General features: G+C 68.3%; 14 protein-coding genes. 9 read left to right on the forward strand and 5 right to left on the reverse strand.

What is annotated here, in order from left to right; genetic code table 11:
• Positions 1-75 precede the first annotated feature (75 nt).
• Complete coding sequence (locus G6035_RS01935) at positions 76-1,083, reverse strand: Gfo/Idh/MocA family protein (RefSeq protein ID WP_176615392.1); 1,008 nt, start codon at positions 1,081-1,083, stop codon at positions 76-78.
• 68 nt (positions 1,084-1,151) lie between these two features.
• A complete protein-coding gene (locus G6035_RS01940; protein ID WP_176615393.1) occupies positions 1,152-1,997 on the reverse strand; it encodes a sugar phosphate isomerase/epimerase in 846 nt (281 codons plus the stop codon).
• Positions 1,998-2,287: 290 nt separating this feature from the next.
• Between G6035_RS01940 and G6035_RS01945 the strand changes: the two genes are divergently transcribed.
• Entirely contained in the window at positions 2,288-3,313 is a 1,026-nt protein-coding gene (locus tag G6035_RS01945) for a LacI family DNA-binding transcriptional regulator (RefSeq protein ID WP_176615394.1), read from the forward strand.
• Between the two features lie 30 nt (positions 3,314-3,343).
• Here G6035_RS01945 and G6035_RS01950 read toward each other — a convergent pair whose 3' ends face one another.
• Positions 3,344-4,843: a GuaB1 family IMP dehydrogenase-related protein gene (locus G6035_RS01950; protein ID WP_176615395.1), complete on the reverse strand. Its 1,500-nt coding sequence runs from the start codon at positions 4,841-4,843 to the stop codon at positions 3,344-3,346.
• Between the two features lie 332 nt (positions 4,844-5,175).
• Between G6035_RS01950 and G6035_RS01955 the strand changes: the two genes are divergently transcribed.
• From G6035_RS01955 to G6035_RS01970, 5 genes are all read left to right on the forward strand, one after another.
• Positions 5,176-9,015 carry a multifunctional oxoglutarate decarboxylase/oxoglutarate dehydrogenase thiamine pyrophosphate-binding subunit/dihydrolipoyllysine-residue succinyltransferase subunit gene (locus G6035_RS01955; RefSeq protein WP_176615396.1) on the forward strand — a complete coding sequence of 1,280 codons (3,840 nt, stop codon included), beginning with the start codon at positions 5,176-5,178 and terminating at the stop codon, positions 9,013-9,015.
• Positions 9,016-9,087: 72 nt separating this feature from the next.
• Entirely contained in the window at positions 9,088-9,687 is a 600-nt protein-coding gene (locus G6035_RS01960) for a GDSL-type esterase/lipase family protein (protein ID WP_176615397.1), read from the forward strand.
• 140 nt (positions 9,688-9,827) lie between these two features.
• Positions 9,828-9,902 carry a 50S ribosomal protein bL37 gene (locus tag G6035_RS20430; RefSeq protein ID WP_371130803.1) on the forward strand — a complete coding sequence of 25 codons (75 nt, stop codon included), beginning with the start codon at positions 9,828-9,830 and terminating at the stop codon, positions 9,900-9,902.
• Positions 9,903-10,085: 183 nt separating this feature from the next.
• The gene (locus tag G6035_RS01965) at positions 10,086-10,553 is read left to right on the forward strand and encodes a hypothetical protein (RefSeq protein ID WP_176615398.1); all 468 of its coding nucleotides are present in this window, start codon (positions 10,086-10,088) and stop codon (positions 10,551-10,553) included.
• 6 nt (positions 10,554-10,559) lie between these two features.
• The gene (locus tag G6035_RS01970) at positions 10,560-11,093 is read left to right on the forward strand and encodes a group III truncated hemoglobin (protein ID WP_218062898.1); all 534 of its coding nucleotides are present in this window, start codon (positions 10,560-10,562) and stop codon (positions 11,091-11,093) included.
• Between the two features lie 28 nt (positions 11,094-11,121).
• On the opposite strand, the gene rsrA is transcribed toward G6035_RS01970, so the two are convergent.
• Together rsrA and G6035_RS01980 are read right to left on the reverse strand one after the other, a co-directional pair.
• Positions 11,122-11,382, reverse strand: a complete 261-nt coding sequence (rsrA, locus tag G6035_RS01975) for a mycothiol system anti-sigma-R factor (RefSeq protein WP_176615399.1) — start codon at positions 11,380-11,382, stop codon at positions 11,122-11,124.
• A 2-nt stretch (positions 11,383-11,384) separates the two neighbouring features.
• Complete coding sequence (locus tag G6035_RS01980; RefSeq protein WP_256127674.1) at positions 11,385-12,131, reverse strand: sigma-70 family RNA polymerase sigma factor; 747 nt, start codon at positions 12,129-12,131, stop codon at positions 11,385-11,387.
• 174 nt (positions 12,132-12,305) lie between these two features.
• Between G6035_RS01980 and G6035_RS01985 the strand changes: the two genes are divergently transcribed.
• From G6035_RS01985 to G6035_RS01995, 3 genes are read left to right on the forward strand one after another with little or no spacing between them, the layout of a single operon-like run.
• Complete coding sequence (locus tag G6035_RS01985; protein ID WP_176615400.1) at positions 12,306-12,821, forward strand: DoxX family protein; 516 nt, start codon at positions 12,306-12,308, stop codon at positions 12,819-12,821.
• A 6-nt stretch (positions 12,822-12,827) separates the two neighbouring features.
• Entirely contained in the window at positions 12,828-14,144 is a 1,317-nt protein-coding gene (gene aroA / locus G6035_RS01990) for a 3-phosphoshikimate 1-carboxyvinyltransferase (RefSeq protein WP_176615401.1), read from the forward strand.
• Positions 14,137-15,267, forward strand: a complete 1,131-nt coding sequence (locus G6035_RS01995) for a ribosome small subunit-dependent GTPase A (protein WP_176615402.1) — start codon at positions 14,137-14,139, stop codon at positions 15,265-15,267. The genes aroA and G6035_RS01995 overlap by 8 nt, the downstream gene beginning before the upstream one ends.
• The last annotated feature ends 27 nt before the right edge of the window (positions 15,268-15,294 follow it).

Below are 15,294 nucleotides of genomic sequence, written 5' to 3' on the forward strand. Positions count from 1 at the left end.
GGCTGGGTGGCTGGGTGGTACTGGGCGGGGGGCCCTGCCGCGCGGCAGGGCCCGCCACAACAGGGAACCGCGGGGTCAGGCGACCTCTGCCGGCCGGTCCGGATAGCTCTGCGCGTACACATCCTTGATGATGCGCAGGGTCTTCAACGCTTCCTGCGGGTCGATCCAAAAGGGCCCGTCCTGGCCCAGTTGCGCGTAAAAGTCGGCAATGTAGAGCTGGTGTGAGACGCCCCAGTAGTCCCGGCCGCCGGATGCTGCCCGGCGTTCCCGGACAACCTCCACCCGGCCGTCGCCATGCGTGATGGTCAGGTCCCCGCGGAGGTGGAAGTCCGCCTTCTCGGTAACAATGTCCACCGTGACGGGGGCGTTGACCGTGTTGGCCAGGGTCGCGTAGAAAACGCTGCGTGCCCCGCCCGTGTGGGTCAGGACCAGCTCGGCCGTGTCCTCCACCTCGATGGCGTCCGCGAGGGCATGGGTGGCCGCGTGCCCGGCGACGCCCGCCACTTCCCCCATCAGCCACTGCAGGAGGTCCAGCGTGTGGATGGCCTGGTTCATCAGCAGCCCCCCGCCGCCACCGGCCCAGGTGCCGCGCCAGGGCCGGCTGGCGTAGTAGGCGGCGTCACGGTGCCACATCACCGTCCCCGAACCGCCGAGGACGGCGCCAAACTCTCCGCTGGAGAGCCGCCCGTGCAGGGCCTGGACGGCCGCGTTGTAGCGGTTTTGGAAACAGATGCCGATCCGCGCCGGGCTGGCGGCCGCCGCGGCTGCCAGCCGCAAGGCATCCGCCAGGGTGCTGGCCAGCGGCTTCTCACTGATCACGTTGATCCCGCGCCCCAGCGCCGCAATGGCCGGGTCGGCGTGCTGGTGGTGGGGCGTGCAGACGTGCACGACGTCGGGACGCACCTCCTCGAGCATGCGCACGTGGTCGCTGTAGCCGGGCACCCCGTGCGCACCTTCGGCCAGGGCGAGCCGCTCCGGATCGCTGTCACACACGGCCACCAGCTCCGCGTCCCCCAGCGCGGCAATCGCCTCGAAGTGGACGGTTGCTACGTCCCCGCAACCAATGACGGCAACTCTTGGCATGGTGTGGCTCCTTTGACGGGTGATGCGGGGCTGGTGATCCGGTGCTGGTGGTGCGGGGCGGGCGGGGGCTAGGCCAGCGTCACGCCGATGGCGTCGGTGGCCGAGCGGAAGGCCCGCGCCGCCTCGCCAAACGCGGTGGGGCCCGAGAAGCCGCCAAGTTCATGCTGGGCGGCCAGGTGCGGTTCCAGCGAGGCGAAGCCGGCGTAGCCGTCATCGCGCAGCGCCGTCAGTGTTTCCACGAGCTGTCCGTCGCCCTTGCCGGTGGGCACCACCTCGCCGCTTCCTGCGATGGCGTCCTTGACCTGCAGGTATTCCAGGTACGGGCGCAGCATGGCGTAGGCGTCGGTGTGGGGCTTCACGCCCACCTGGACAAAGTTGGCGTTGTCCCATGCCGCACGCAGGGCCGGGGAGTTGACGGTCTGCAGGATGTCCAGGACCCGTTCGGGGGTGTCGCCGTAGATGTCCTTTTCGTTTTCATGGATCAGGACCACGCCGGCCTGCTCGGCCTCGGCAGCCAACAGCGCGAGCCGCTCCATGACGGCGTCGCGGATTTCTTCAGGGGTCTGCTCCGGGGCACGGAAGAAGGAGAACATGCGGATGTACTTCGTCTCCAGCGCCTTGGCCACCTCAATGATGCGGCGCAGCCGTTCCACCTCGAGGGTGGCCGGAAGGCTGATGTCCACCTTGCCGATGGGGCTTGCCACGGCGGACACCTTCAGCCCGGCGCCGTCAAGGATGGACTTGAGCTCAGCGACCTGGGCATCATCCAGTTCCACCACGTTGGTCCCCCACGCGCTGCGCACCTCAATGTACTGCGCGCCCAGGGCCAGCATGACGGCCGCCTGGATCTTGGGGTCCGGGTCGATTTCATCGCCGAACCCGGAAAGGGTCCACGTCGGGTTGATGGTGGGCATTGGTCCTCCAGAATAGGCACTACGGGGTGGTTCGGCACCGAACCCGGCCGCCCCGGGGGACCCGCGTTCGGTGACCTGATTCACAGGTCATCTCTCACTACAGAAGCCTAACGCCAATGCAAACTCTTGACAACCGATTGCCAAAATTCTCCGCAGACCGTAGTCTGGCATCGACGGACAGTGTTGTCAGTCACAAACATGCCCCTGCCCGCAGGCGCGTCTCCGCGCCGAACTGCCCGCAGCCCCAGCCATCGGCCCGACGGGCCAGTTTCCCACAAGGATGTGTCCGAATGACGGCTCCCCCAGGCGTTTCGCCACAGCGTCCAGCAACAATCCACGACGTCGCAGCACTCTCGGGCGTTGCCGCGTCAACGGTCTCACGGGCCTTGTCCACGCCCGGCCGCGTCAACTTCCGCACCCGTGCCCGCATCGAGGCGGCCGCAGCGCAACTGAAATACATTCCCAATGCCCAGGCGAAGGCGCTCAGCTCGGGGCGCACCAAGGCCGTGGCCGTGCTCGTTGCGGACATCACCAACCCGTTTTACTTTGACATCATCCGCGGCACGCAGCTTCAGTTGAAGGCGGCCGGATACACCCAGCTGCTGGTGGACACCGAGGAATCCGACGAAGTCGAGGTCAACACGGTGGAGCAGTTGCGCCAGACGGCCGACGGCGTCATCCTGACCGCGTCCCGCCTCAGCGACGCCGCCCTTGCCGCCGTGGCGGCGAAGATGCCCGTGGTCACCATCAACCGCGACATTGACGGCGTGCCGTCCGTCCTGCTGGACACCCCGACGGCCACCAACCAGGCCCTTGACCACCTCATCTCCCTGGGCCACTCCCACGTTGCCTACCTGGGGGGTCCGGAGACGTCGAGTTCAAACACGCGCCGTTGGGCTGCGCTGTCCGAGGCCGCGAAGGAACGCGGCGTGAAGGTGGTGCGGCTTGGCCCGTTTGCCCCGCGCACCCACTCCGGTGCCGCGGCCGCCGATGCGCTGGTCCATTCCGGCGCCACGGCCGGAATCGCGTTCAACGACTTGGTGGCGATCGGCATGTTGCAGCGTCTCCGGGAGCGCGGGGTCCGGGTGCCCGAGGACGTCAGCATCGTCGGCTGCGACGACATTTTTGGGGCCGACTTCTGCAGCCCCCCGCTGACCACGGTGACGGCGCCGGTGGAACAGGCAGGCCGGGTGGCCGTTGCCATGCTCCTGGGCAAGCTCGATGCCGCCCAGGGAAACCTCCCGCGCACCCAGACCATCCTCCCCACCTACCTGACCATCCGCGGTTCCACCGGGCCGGCCCCCGCGGCCCGGTAGCCGGCCAGGAACCGCCCGCCGGCCCTGCGGCTACCAGCTGTGCGCCAGCGGGCGCCCTTCCTCGTAGCCGGCGGCGGACTGCACGCCCACCACGGTGCGTTCCCGGAACTCGGCCAGGGAGGCTGCGCCGGCGTAGGTGAACGAGCTGCGCAGGCCGGCCGTGATCATGTCCAGCAGGTCCTCCACGCCCGGCCGGGCCGGGTCCAGGTACATCTTGGAGGTGGAAATGCCCTCCTCAAACAGGCCCTTGCGGGCACGCTCAAAGGCGAGGTCGCCGGAGGTGCGGTTTTGCACGGCACGCGCCGAGGCCATGCCAAAGCTTTCCTTGTAGCGGCGCCCGCCCGCGTCCACCTGCAGGTCCCCCGGGCTCTCGTAGGTGCCGGCGAACCAGGAGCCGATCATGACCTGGCTCGCACCGGCGGCCAGTGCCAGGGCAACGTCGCGCGGGTACCGCACCCCGCCGTCGGCCCAGACGTGGGCACCCACGGCCGCGGCCGCCGTCGCGCATTCCAGCACGGCGGAGAACTGCGGGCGCCCCACGGCGGTCATCATGCGGGTGGTGCACATGGCTCCCGGGCCCACACCCACCTTGAGGATGTCGGCGCCGGCCTCCACCAGGTCGCGGACGCCGTCGGCGCTCACCACGTTGCCGGCCGCCACGGGCACGGAGGGGGAAAGTGCACGGACGGCCCGCAGCGCCTCGAGCATCTTGTTCTGGTGGCCGTGGGCGGTGTCCACCACCAGGGCGTCCACCCCGTAGTCCAGCAGCGCCTGCGCCTTGCCCGCCACATCGCCGTTGATGCCCACGGCCACCCCGACGCGCAGGCGGCCCGAGGTGTCGACGGCAGGCCGGTAGATGGTGGAGCGCAGGGCGCCGGTGCGGGTCAGGGCACCCACCACGACGCCGGACCTCAGCACGGGGGCAAAGTCCGTCCCGGCCGCATCGAGGACGGCGAAGGCCTCGCGCAGCGCCGCCACCGTGGCCTCGCGGGCGTCGGCGGCGGACAGTGTGCCATCGTCGGCCCGGGCGCGGATGTCGTCAAAGGGCTCCGCGTCAAGGGTGAGGACGTTGCTGCGCATCACCGAGGCCAGCGAGGCAAAGCGGTCCACGCCCTCGCAGTCCGAGCCGCGCACCACACCGGCAAAGCGGCCGTCGGCCACCACCACCACGGCATTGTGGGCCCGTTTGGGCAGCAGGTGCACGGCGTCCACCACAATGTCCGCCGGCCCCATGATGAGCGGGGTCTCAAACAGCGTGTCGCGCATCTTGACCCACCCGGTGACGGCGCCCAGGACCTCCAGGGGAACATCCTGGGGCAGGATGGCCAGGCCGCCGCGCCGGGCCACGGTTTCCGCCATGCGCTTGCCGGAGACGGCAGTCATGTTGGAAACCACCAGCGGGATGGTGGTCCCCGTGCCGTCACCGCTGGAGAGGTCCACATCCAACCGGGAGGTGACGGTGGAGTGCGAAGGAACCAGGAAAACGTCGGAATAAGTCAGGTCGGTGGTGGGCTGGGTGAGAAAACGCACGGGCACTCCCAATATGAAGGAAACTGTCGGGCAGAACGGCTGTCCGGGTCTAGGTTCGGGCCGCCACGGAGCAGTCTAGCCAGCCAAACGATGCGCCCGCGCCATAAACGTTCCCAAAATCACATCCCGGACCGGGCGCGCCGCCGCACAGATTGGCCTGCATGCAGATTTGATCACTAGACTTACAGGCGGCAAGGGTTTGAAGAAACCCATCCATCGATCAAATAGGTCTTGCGGTCCGTGCACCGTTCGCACCCGTCCAGGCGGGTGGAAACGCACCGTGCGGCCTATGCACAGCGGGCAATCAAACTCATGGAAGAGGCGTATTACACGTGCCAGAGCAATCCATCCACCGTCTACCCGAGGAATTTGGCGGAAACGAGTGGCTCGTCGATGAACTCTACGAGCGGTACCAGGCCGACAAGAACTCAGTGGACACAAAGTGGTGGCCGCTCTTCAAGTCGTTCGACGCCGAAGAATCCGCCGCCACCAACGGACGCCACACAGCCCCCAACGCCAGCCCGGTAACGGCGCAGATCCCCGTGGTTCCGGTCCCCGCCGCTCGCCCGGCGGCACCCGCCGCAGCCGCCCCGGCCGCACCTGCGCCGGCCCCCAGCGCAGCCCCCGCCCCCAGCGCAGCGGCCCCGGCTGCAGCCGCCCCTGCCGCGGCACCCGCCAAGGCACCTGCCGCCCCGCCGCGCCCGCCGGCCCCCGCCAAGGACGCCGCCCGCACCGGCACCACGCCCATCCCGGCGCAGCTGCCCAAGACCGCCAAGGACACCTCGATCCCCGACGAGGCCGTGAACACGATCCTGCGCGGACCGGCCAAGGCCATCGCCACGAACATGATCACCAGCCTCGAGGTGCCCACCGCCACCAGCGTGCGCGCCATCCCGGCCAAGCTGCTCATTGACAACCGAGTGGTCATCAACTCCAACCTTGCCCGCGCCCGCGGCGGCAAGGTCTCCTTCACGCACCTGATTGGCTACGCCGTCATCCGTGCGCTGAGCCAGTTCCCTTCCATGAACGTCTACTACGACGTGGTGGACGGCAAGCCCGTTGCCGTCCAGCCCCCGCACGTGAACTTCGGCATCGCGATCGACATGCCCAAGCCGGACGGCAGCCGCCTGCTCATGGTGCCGAACATCAAGAAGGCCGAGACCCTCAGCTTTGCCGAGTTCTGGCACACCTACGAGGACCTGATCAAGCGTGCCCGCGCCGGCAAGCTCACCGCCGACGACCACGCCGGCACCACCGTCTCCCTGACCAACCCCGGCGGCATCGGCACCGTGCACTCCGTGCCCCGCCTGTCCAAGGGCCAGGCGGCCATCATCGGCGTCGGCGCGCTGGACTACCCGGCCGAGTTCCAGGGCGCCAGCGCCAAGATCATCGCCAAGAACGCCGTGTCCAAGATCCTGACGCTGACCTCCACCTATGACCACCGCGTCATCCAGGGTGCCGGGTCCGGGGAGTTCCTGAAGAAGGTCCACCAGCTGCTGCTCGGCGCCGAGAACTTCTATGACGACATCTTCGAAGACCTGCGCATCCCCTACGAGCCCATCCGCTGGAGCCTGGACCTCCAGGTGGACCCGGCCGATGAGATCAACAAGGTCGCCCGGATCCAGCAGCTGATCCACTCCTACCGTGTGCGCGGCCACCTCATGGCCGACACCGACCCGCTGGAATTCCGCCAGCGCAAGCACCCCGACCTGGACGTGCTCACCTACGGCCTGACCCTGTGGGACCTGGACCGCGAGTGGCCCACCGGCGGCTTCGGCGGCAAGCCCAAGCTGCTGCTGCGTGACATCCTCGGCGTACTGCGTGACGCCTACTGCCGCACCACCGGCATCGAATACATGCACATCCAGGAACCCGAGCAGCGCAAGTGGTTCCAGGACGAGCTGGAGCACCCCTATTCCAAGCCGAGCCGGGAAGAGCAGATCCGCATCGTCTCCAAGCTGAACTCTGCCGAGGCGTTTGAGACGTTCCTGCAGACCAAGTTCGTTGGCCAGAAGCGCTTCTCCCTGGAAGGCGGCGAGTCCCTGATCCCGCTGCTGGACTCCATCATCTCCGACGCCGCCGACGACGGCCTGGACGAAGTGGCCATCGGCATGGCCCACCGCGGCCGCCTGAACGTGCTGACCAACATCGCCGGCAAGACCTACGCCCAGGTGTTCCGTGAGTTCGAGGGCACGCTGGATTCCCGCAGCGTGCAGGGCTCCGGCGACGTGAAGTACCACCTCGGCACAGAGGGCACCTTCACCTCCGACGCCGGCAACGAGACGAAGGTCTACCTGGCCGCCAACCCCTCGCACCTGGAAGCCGTCGACGCCGTGCTTGAGGGAATTGTCCGGGCCAAGCAGGACCGCCTCGACCAGGGCGAGAACTTCCCCGTGCTGCCCATCATGGTCCACGGCGACGCCGCCTTTGCCGGCCAGGGCGTGGTGGCGGAAACGCTGAACCTGTCCCAGCTGCGTGGCTACCGCACCGGCGGCACCATCCACGTGGTGGTCAACAACCAGGTCGGCTTCACGACGGCGCCGTCCTCCTCGCGCTCTTCGGTGTACTCCACCGACGTGGCCAAGATGATCCAGGCACCGGTCTTCCATGTCAACGGCGACGACCCCGAAGCCGTGGTGCGTGTGGCCCAGCTGGCCTACCAGTTCCAGCAGCGCTTCCGCAAGGACGTAGTCATCGACATGGTCTGCTACCGCCGCCGCGGGCACAACGAGGGCGACGACCCCTCGATGACCCAGCCGCTGATGTACAACCTGATCGAGGCCAAGCGTTCCGTGCGCCGCCTGTACACCGAGGCCCTGATCGGCCGCGGGGACATCACCGAGGATGAGGCCTCGCAGCTGCTGCGCGACTACCAGGAACGCCTGGAGCGCGTCTTCGCCGAGACCCACGCGGCCCAGACCTCGCCCATCCCGATCATCACCAAGGACACGCACGCCGTCTCCGACCTGGAACGCCCCATGGCGCAGCAGGCCGATTCCGGCGTCAACGACCCCAAGAACACGGCCATCACCGCGGACACGCTGGCACGCATCGGCGCCATCCACACCGCGGTCCCGGAAGGCTTTACGGTCCACCAGAAGCTGAAGTCCCTGCTGGAAAAGCGCGAGGCCATGTCCCGCAACGGCGGCATCGACTGGGGCTTTGGCGAACTCGCCGCGTTTGGTTCGCTCCTGCTGGAAGGCGTCCCGATCCGCATGGCCGGACAGGACTCGCGCCGCGGCACGTTCGTCCAGCGCCACGCCGTGTTCCACGACCGTGCCACGGGCAAGGTCTGGACCCCCATCGCGGGCCTCAGCGAGGACCAGGCCAAGCTGTGGATCTATGATTCCCTGCTGAGCGAATACGCGGCCATGGGATTTGAGTACGGCTACTCGGTGGAACGCCCGGACGCGCTGGTCATCTGGGAAGCCCAATTTGGTGACTTCGCCAACGGCGCCCAGACAGTCATGGATGAGTTCATCTCCTCCGCCGAGCAGAAGTGGGGCCAGCGTTCCTCGCTGGTGCTGATGCTGCCGCACGGCTACGAGGGCCAGGGCCCGGACCATTCCTCGGCCCGGATCGAACGCTACCTGCAGATGTGCGCGGAACAGAACATGGTGGTGGCCAACCCGACCACGCCGGCGTCGCACTTCCACCTGCTGCGCCGCCAGGCATACAGTCGCCCACGCAAGCCACTGATCATCTTCACGCCCAAGCAGCTGCTGCGCCTGAAGGCCGCCGCGTCCGCCGTGGAGGACTTCACCACGGGCGGCTTCCGCCCGGTCATCGGTGAGCATGCCGCCCAGGACGCCAACGCCGTCGACCGCGTGCTGCTGGTCTCCGGCCGGCTGTACTACGACCTCCTCGCCGCCCGCGACAAGGCCGGGGACTCCAGGACCGCCATCGTGCGCGTCGAGCAGCTGTACCCGCTGCCTGAGGCGGAAATCAAGGCGGAACTGGCCAAGTACCCGAACGCGGAAGTCATCTGGGCGCAGGACGAGCCGGCCAACCAGGGTCCGTGGCCGTTCATGGCCCTGAACCTGGCACCGGTGCTGGAGAAGCGGCTGGGCCGGGTGTCGCGCCCCGCCTCCGCGGCAACGTCCACCGGTTCGGCGAAGATCCACGCCGTGGAGCAGACACTGCTCGTCAAGCAAGCCTTCGAACGCAACTAAGGCGCCTTGGATGCCCGGCCTGCCCAACAGGCCGGGCATCCTTCATTTGATGTGAGAAACGAAAGGGGCACCGTGGACAAGCGGGAGCTGCGAATTGTGGCCATCGGGGACGAACTGGTGGCGGGGGTCGGTGATCCCCGCGCGCTGGGCTGGCTGGGCCGCGTACTGGCCAGGACCCCCCAGGAGAACGTCTCGGTGGCGCCGTTTGTGCTCGCCACGCCCCACGAGGGCACCGAGGCACTGGCGGGGCGGTGGCTGCAGGAGGCGGGCCGGCGCTTTGACGACTTCCACGAAAACCGGCTGGTGGTGGGCCTGTCCGGACGGGACATCGAGTTTGGCCTGACCACGGCGCGCAGCCGGCTCAACCTGGCCAACATCCTCGACGGCGCCACCCAGCTGAACATTCCGGTGTTCGTGGTGGGCCCTCCGCCGTCGCTGGACCCGGCCCTGAACCGCAAGCTGGCGGAACTGAACACTGCCTTCGCCGACGTCACCACGCGCCGCAAGCACCACTACGTTGACACGTTCTCGCCGCTGCAAAACCATGAGCAGTGGCGCAACGACGTCGCGGCGAATGCCGGCTCCCCGGGCCAGGCCGGCTACGGGCTGATGGCCTGGCTGGTGCTGCACCGCGGCTGGTACCAGTGGCTGGACCTTCCCGAGGCTGCCTGACCCCGGGCCGGCGGCCGTGCTGCCGCCGCTTCCGCCACGGGCGGCGGCCTGCCCGCCGCCCGGTTAGGTTCGCAAGTGCCGTTTATGGGAGACTAGAGGGCAGATCTTATTCGGATCTTTGTGAAAGATTGGAGGCAGCTATGTCAAAGCGTTCACGCAAGCGTCGGGACCGCAAGAATGGCGGCGCAAACCACGGTAAGCGCCCCAACACCTGAGTCTTGACCGACCCACGCACGGACCCGTCCCACCTCCATGGTGGGGCGGGTCCTTGCGTTGTGGCGCCGGTCCCTGCAGCCACGGACATTAAGCACGGAAAGAGTTGTGTTTATTGATATGCTGGAGGCGCTCCCCGCACCGGACCGTTGTGACAAGAAAAGTCGTGACAAGAAAGCCGTTCCATGCCCGCCGTCGTTTTACTCACCATGCTTCCCTTCACCTGGTTTGGCATGGTGGCCGCCATTTCCTTCCTGGAGACCCCGTTGAAGTTCCGGGCCCCCGGCATGACCCACGCCCTGGGAGTAGGGATCGGCCGGCTGGTCTTCAAGGCCCTGAACTCGATTGAGGCGGTGCTCGCGCTGGCGGTCCTGGCCGCATGGCTGCTGTCCCCCGCCACGGTCACCCCGGCGGCGGGCGTGCTGCTCGTGGTCGCCATGGCCGCCCTGGCCCTGCAGCTGCTGGTCCTGCGCCCCGCCATGGCCAAGCGCACCGCGGCCCTGTCCCGCACGGCCCTCACGCACGACGGCGGCACGGCCGTCAAGGCGAAGGTCGGTACGTCCACGCACATCGCCTACATCAGCTCGGAGGCGGTCAAGGTGCTGGCCCTGCCGGTTGCCGGCATCCTCATCGTCCTCGGCGTGGCAGGGTAGGCACCGGTGGACACCCCGCGACCCGTGCGCCGGCACGCGAACTCCGGCAGGACGGCGTCGAACCTGGATGCCTACACGCCCATGGCCCCCGGCAACGGGGAGCTGGCGGACATTGCGGGCCGGGAGGACATCCTGCACCTGGTCCGCACCTTTTACACCCGGGCCTTTGCGGACCGGCTGATCGGGCCGATCTTCACCGAGGTGGTGCACATGGACCTGGCACGGCACATGCCCATCATGGCTGACTTCTGGCAGACCGTGTTGTTCAAGGCCAGCCTCTACAGCCGCAACGCCCTGGCGATCCACTTTGACATCCATGCCAAGGCACCCCTCGGGCTGGAGCACTTCAACCGGTGGCTGCAGCTGTGGACCAACACGGTGGACGAGCTGTTCGCCGGAGAGAAGGCGGAGATGGCCAAGGTGCAGGCGCACCTGATTGCCGGTTCGCTGCACCGGCGCGTGACGGGCCGCCCGGCCAGCCAATACAGCACCATTTCGATGCGTCCGCCGGAATCCGGCACCGCAGCGGGGCGGGGCTAGACTTCGGCGGGACTGAACTTCGCCGGGACTAGACCCCGGCGGGACGGCCTTCATGCAGGCGGGCCAGGATCGCGCTTTTAAGCGTCTCGGGGGCGGCTTCCTTGCAGGAGCGCTTCACCACCGAGCGGATCACGCACTCAAGGTCGTACTCATGGGCGCAGTCGGTGCACCCGTCCAGGTGGGCCTTGATCTCCACGAGGTCCTCGCGGGACAGCGCGCCGTCGAGGTACTCGTAAATACGGGCAATCCGTTTGTCGTCGCAGTCACCCAGGCTCTGGCAATCGCCCATGGTCAGTTCTCCGTTTCCTTAAGTTCATTCCCGGCTTCCTTGAGGTAGCCGCGGTCCACTGCATAGTCCGAGAGCATGTCCCGGAGCAGCTTTCTCCCCCGGTGCAGCCGTGACATCACGGTGCCGATGGGGGTGTTCATGATTTCTGATATTTCCTTGTACGCAAAGCCTTCAACGTCGGCGAAGTACACCGCCAGCCGGAACTCCTCCGGAATGGCCTGCAACGCGCTCTTCACATCCGAGTCCGGCAGGTGGTCCAGCGCGTCGGCCTCGGCCGAGCGCAGACCGCGGGAAGTGTGCGATTCCGCCCGGGCCAGCTGCCAATCCTCAATCACATCCGCATTGGACTGCAGGGGTTCGCGCTGGCGCTTGCGGTACAGGTTGATGTAGGTGTTCGTCAGGATCCGGTACAGCCACGCCTTCAGGTTGGTGCCGGGCTTGTACTGGTGGAACGCCGAAAACGCCTTGGTGTACGCCTCCTGGACCAGGTCCTCGGCATCGCTGGGATTGCGTGCCATGCGCATGGCCGCCGAGTACAGCTGGTCCACGTATTGCATGGCGTCCCGCTCAAACCGGGCACGGCGTGCCTCGACACTTTCCGTGGCGACGTCAACCGTGGCGACGTCGGTGTTTTCCACCGCCGCCTTGCGCTCCGCCGTCACAGCGGTGGAGGGCCGTGCAGCGGTGTCATGGGCTTGCTCAGGCTCGGAAATGTTCATCACAGACGAGTCTACTGTCAGTGCCTGCATTGCCGCCTTTCCGAGGGTGTGCCAGTCCGTTCCATACCAATGCAAACCCGGCCCCGCCGCGGTATATTCCGCAATGCTGCGCCAAAGTGCGAGACTTGTTGAAAGCAGGAACACCCCCGTCCGCGGCCTGCGCTGCGGGAAGGGACGTTTACGGCACAAAATCAGGAGGCCTCCTTGACCATCGTTCGCGCACTCGCCCGCCCCATGCTCGCCTCGTCCTTCATCCTTTCCGGCCTGGACAGCCTGCGGAATGTGGACCGGACCACCCGGCAGTTGGACCCCGTCCTTGACCGCGTCTCGGCGGCACTGCCCTTTGACGCCAGCGAAAAGACGCTGGCACGCGCCATCGCCGGGGCCCAGGTGGGTGCCGGCGTCCTGCTGGCCACCGGCAAGTTCGCCCGCCCGGCCGCGCTGCTGCTGACCGCCACCGCTGCCGTCACCACCTTTGTCGAGTACCGCAGCTCCGCCACGGACACCAAGGAGGCCAAGGCCCACCGCCGCAGCCAGCTGGCCAGGAACATCGGCCTCCTCGGAGGGGCCCTCCTGGCCAGCGTTGACACGGCCGGCCGCCCCGGCCTGGCCTGGCGGGCCGGGAAACTGATCGAATCCGGCAGGAAGGGCACCAACCGGCGCATCAAGGCCGCCGACAGGAACGCCCGGGCCCTCGCCCACGACGTGACGGGACAATAAGCACCGATGACCGCCGCCTCCTGGCCCGCACCGTTTGCCGCAACACCCCTTGACGCCACCGTCACCATCCCCGCCTCCAAGTCGCTGACCAACCGGTATCTGGTCCTGGCCGCCCTGGCCGCGGGCCCCTCCCGGCTCCGGGCGCCGCTGCAGTCCCGCGACTCCGACCTCATGGTCGGTGCGCTGCGCGCCCTGGGCTCCGGCATCGAGGAGGTGCCCGGCACAGGGTCCGTGCCGGACCTGGCGGTCACCCCGATCCCCGCCGGACACGCCGTCCACACCGCCGTTGATTGCGGCCTGGCCGGCACCGTCATGCGTTTTGTGCCGCCGATCGCCGCGCTCCTGCGGGGTGCCGTGGCGTTCGACGGCGACCCCGCCGCCCGCGTGCGGCCAATGGCGCCGGTCCTGGCAGCCCTCCGGGGCCTCGGCGTCCGCGTCGAGGGCGGCACGGACGGCTTCATGCCGTTCACGGTCCACGGCACCGGCACCGTGGCCGGCGGACACGTGGCCATCGACGCCGGCGGCTCCTCGCAGTTCATCTCGGCACTCCTGCTGGCCGCCGCCCGCTTCGAGGGCGGACTGCACCTGGAACACACCGGCACGTCGGTGCCCAGCATCGACCACATTTCGATGACGGTCAAGGTCCTGCGCTCCCTGGGCGTCAGGGTGGACGATTCCACCCCCAACCACTGGATCGTGGAACCCGGACCCATCACCGCGTTTGACGTGCAGCTGGAACAGGACCTCTCCAACGCCGGGCCGTTCCTGGCGGCAGCCCTGGCCACCCGCGGCACGGTGCGCATCCCCCACTGGCCGGCGGACACCACCCAGGTGGGTGACAAGTGGCGGACCATCCTCCCGCAACTGGGCGCCACCGTCACGCTGGAGGACGGCGTGCTCACCGTGACCGGCGGGCCGCAGATCCTTGGTGCCGAGCTTTCCGACACCAGCGAGCTGGCACCGTCGGTGGCCGCCCTGTGCGCACTGGCGTCCACGCCGTCGCGCCTGCGCGGGATCGCCCACCTGCGCGGCCACGAGACCGACCGGCTCGCCGCCCTGGTGGCCGAGATCAACGCCCTCGGCGGGGACGCCGTCGAAACGGAGGACGGGCTCATCATCAACCCGGCCCCGCTGCACGGCGGGCTGTTCCACAGTTACGAGGACCACCGCATGGCCACTGCCGGCGCCATCATCGGGCTGGCCGTGCCCGGCGTCGAGGTTGAAAACATCGCCACCACGGCCAAGACCATGCCAGACTTCCCGCACATGTGGGCGGACATGCTTGCCCAGACGGCCGCGGTGGGGACTGCCGGGCGTGGCTAGGGACTACAGCAACTGGGACGAATCCGATGTGCGCGTCCGCGCCAACAAAAAGGGCAGCCGGCCGCGCACCAAGGACCGGCCCGCCCACGAGGACGCCGTGATCGGGCGCATCACCACCGTGGACCGCGGCCGGTACACGGCCATCGTGGACGAGGACACGCCGGCCGAACGGGTGGTCATTGCCGCACGCGCCCGCGAGCTGCGCCGCTCCCCCGTGGTGGCCGGGGACTTTGTGGCGCTGGTGGGCGACACCACGGGCACGCCGGACACCCTGGCCCGCCTGGTGCGCGTGGAGAAACGCCGCACCCTGTTGCGCCGCAGCGCGGACGACACCGACCCCGTGGAGCGCGTGGTGGTGGCCAACGCCGACCAGCTGGTCATCGTCGTGGCGGCGGCGAACCCGGAACCTCGCACTGGCTTCATCGACCGCGCCCTGGTGGCCGCCTACGACGCCGGCATTGCCCCCATCCTGCTGATCACCAAGGCGGACATCAAGGACCCGTCCGGGCTGCTCGCCAATTATGACAACCTGGACATGACGGTCATCATCAGCCGCACGGCCTCCGCCGGTGCGCCCGACGCCGCCTCCGCCATTGACGCCCGCAGCGACGACGGCGACTCCGCCCTCCTGGCGGGGGGTGCCGTCGAACAACTGCGCGGGCACCTGGACGGCAGGGTCAGCGTGCTGGTGGGCCACTCCGGCGTCGGCAAATCCACCATGGTCAACGCCCTGACCGGTTCGCAACGGGCCACGGGGGGCGTCAACGCGGTCACGGGGCGCGGCCGGCACACTTCTTCCTCCGCCCTGGCGCTGCGGCTGCAGGACGGCGAGGCCGGCTCGTGGATCATCGACACCCCCGGCATCCGCTCCTTCGGGCTGGCCCACGTGGACGCGGACCGGATCCTGCATGCCTTCCCGGACCTGGAGCCCGGCACCGACGACTGCGAACGCGGCTGCAAGCACGACGACGCCGCCGTCAACTGCGGGCTGGACGCCTGGGTGGCCGGCGGCCATGCCGGGGATGCGGGCCCGGCCCGGCTCGCGTCCCTCCGCCGTCTGCTGGGCACCAGCACCCGCACCGAGGGCCGCGCCGAGGCCAAGGAGCTTGGCACCCTGGCGTAGCGCACATGCGGGTGGAGGGCGTCATCC

This window comes from Arthrobacter sp. SDTb3-6, from assembly GCF_013376095.1.
Taxonomy (GTDB): domain Bacteria; phylum Actinomycetota; class Actinomycetes; order Actinomycetales; family Micrococcaceae; genus Specibacter.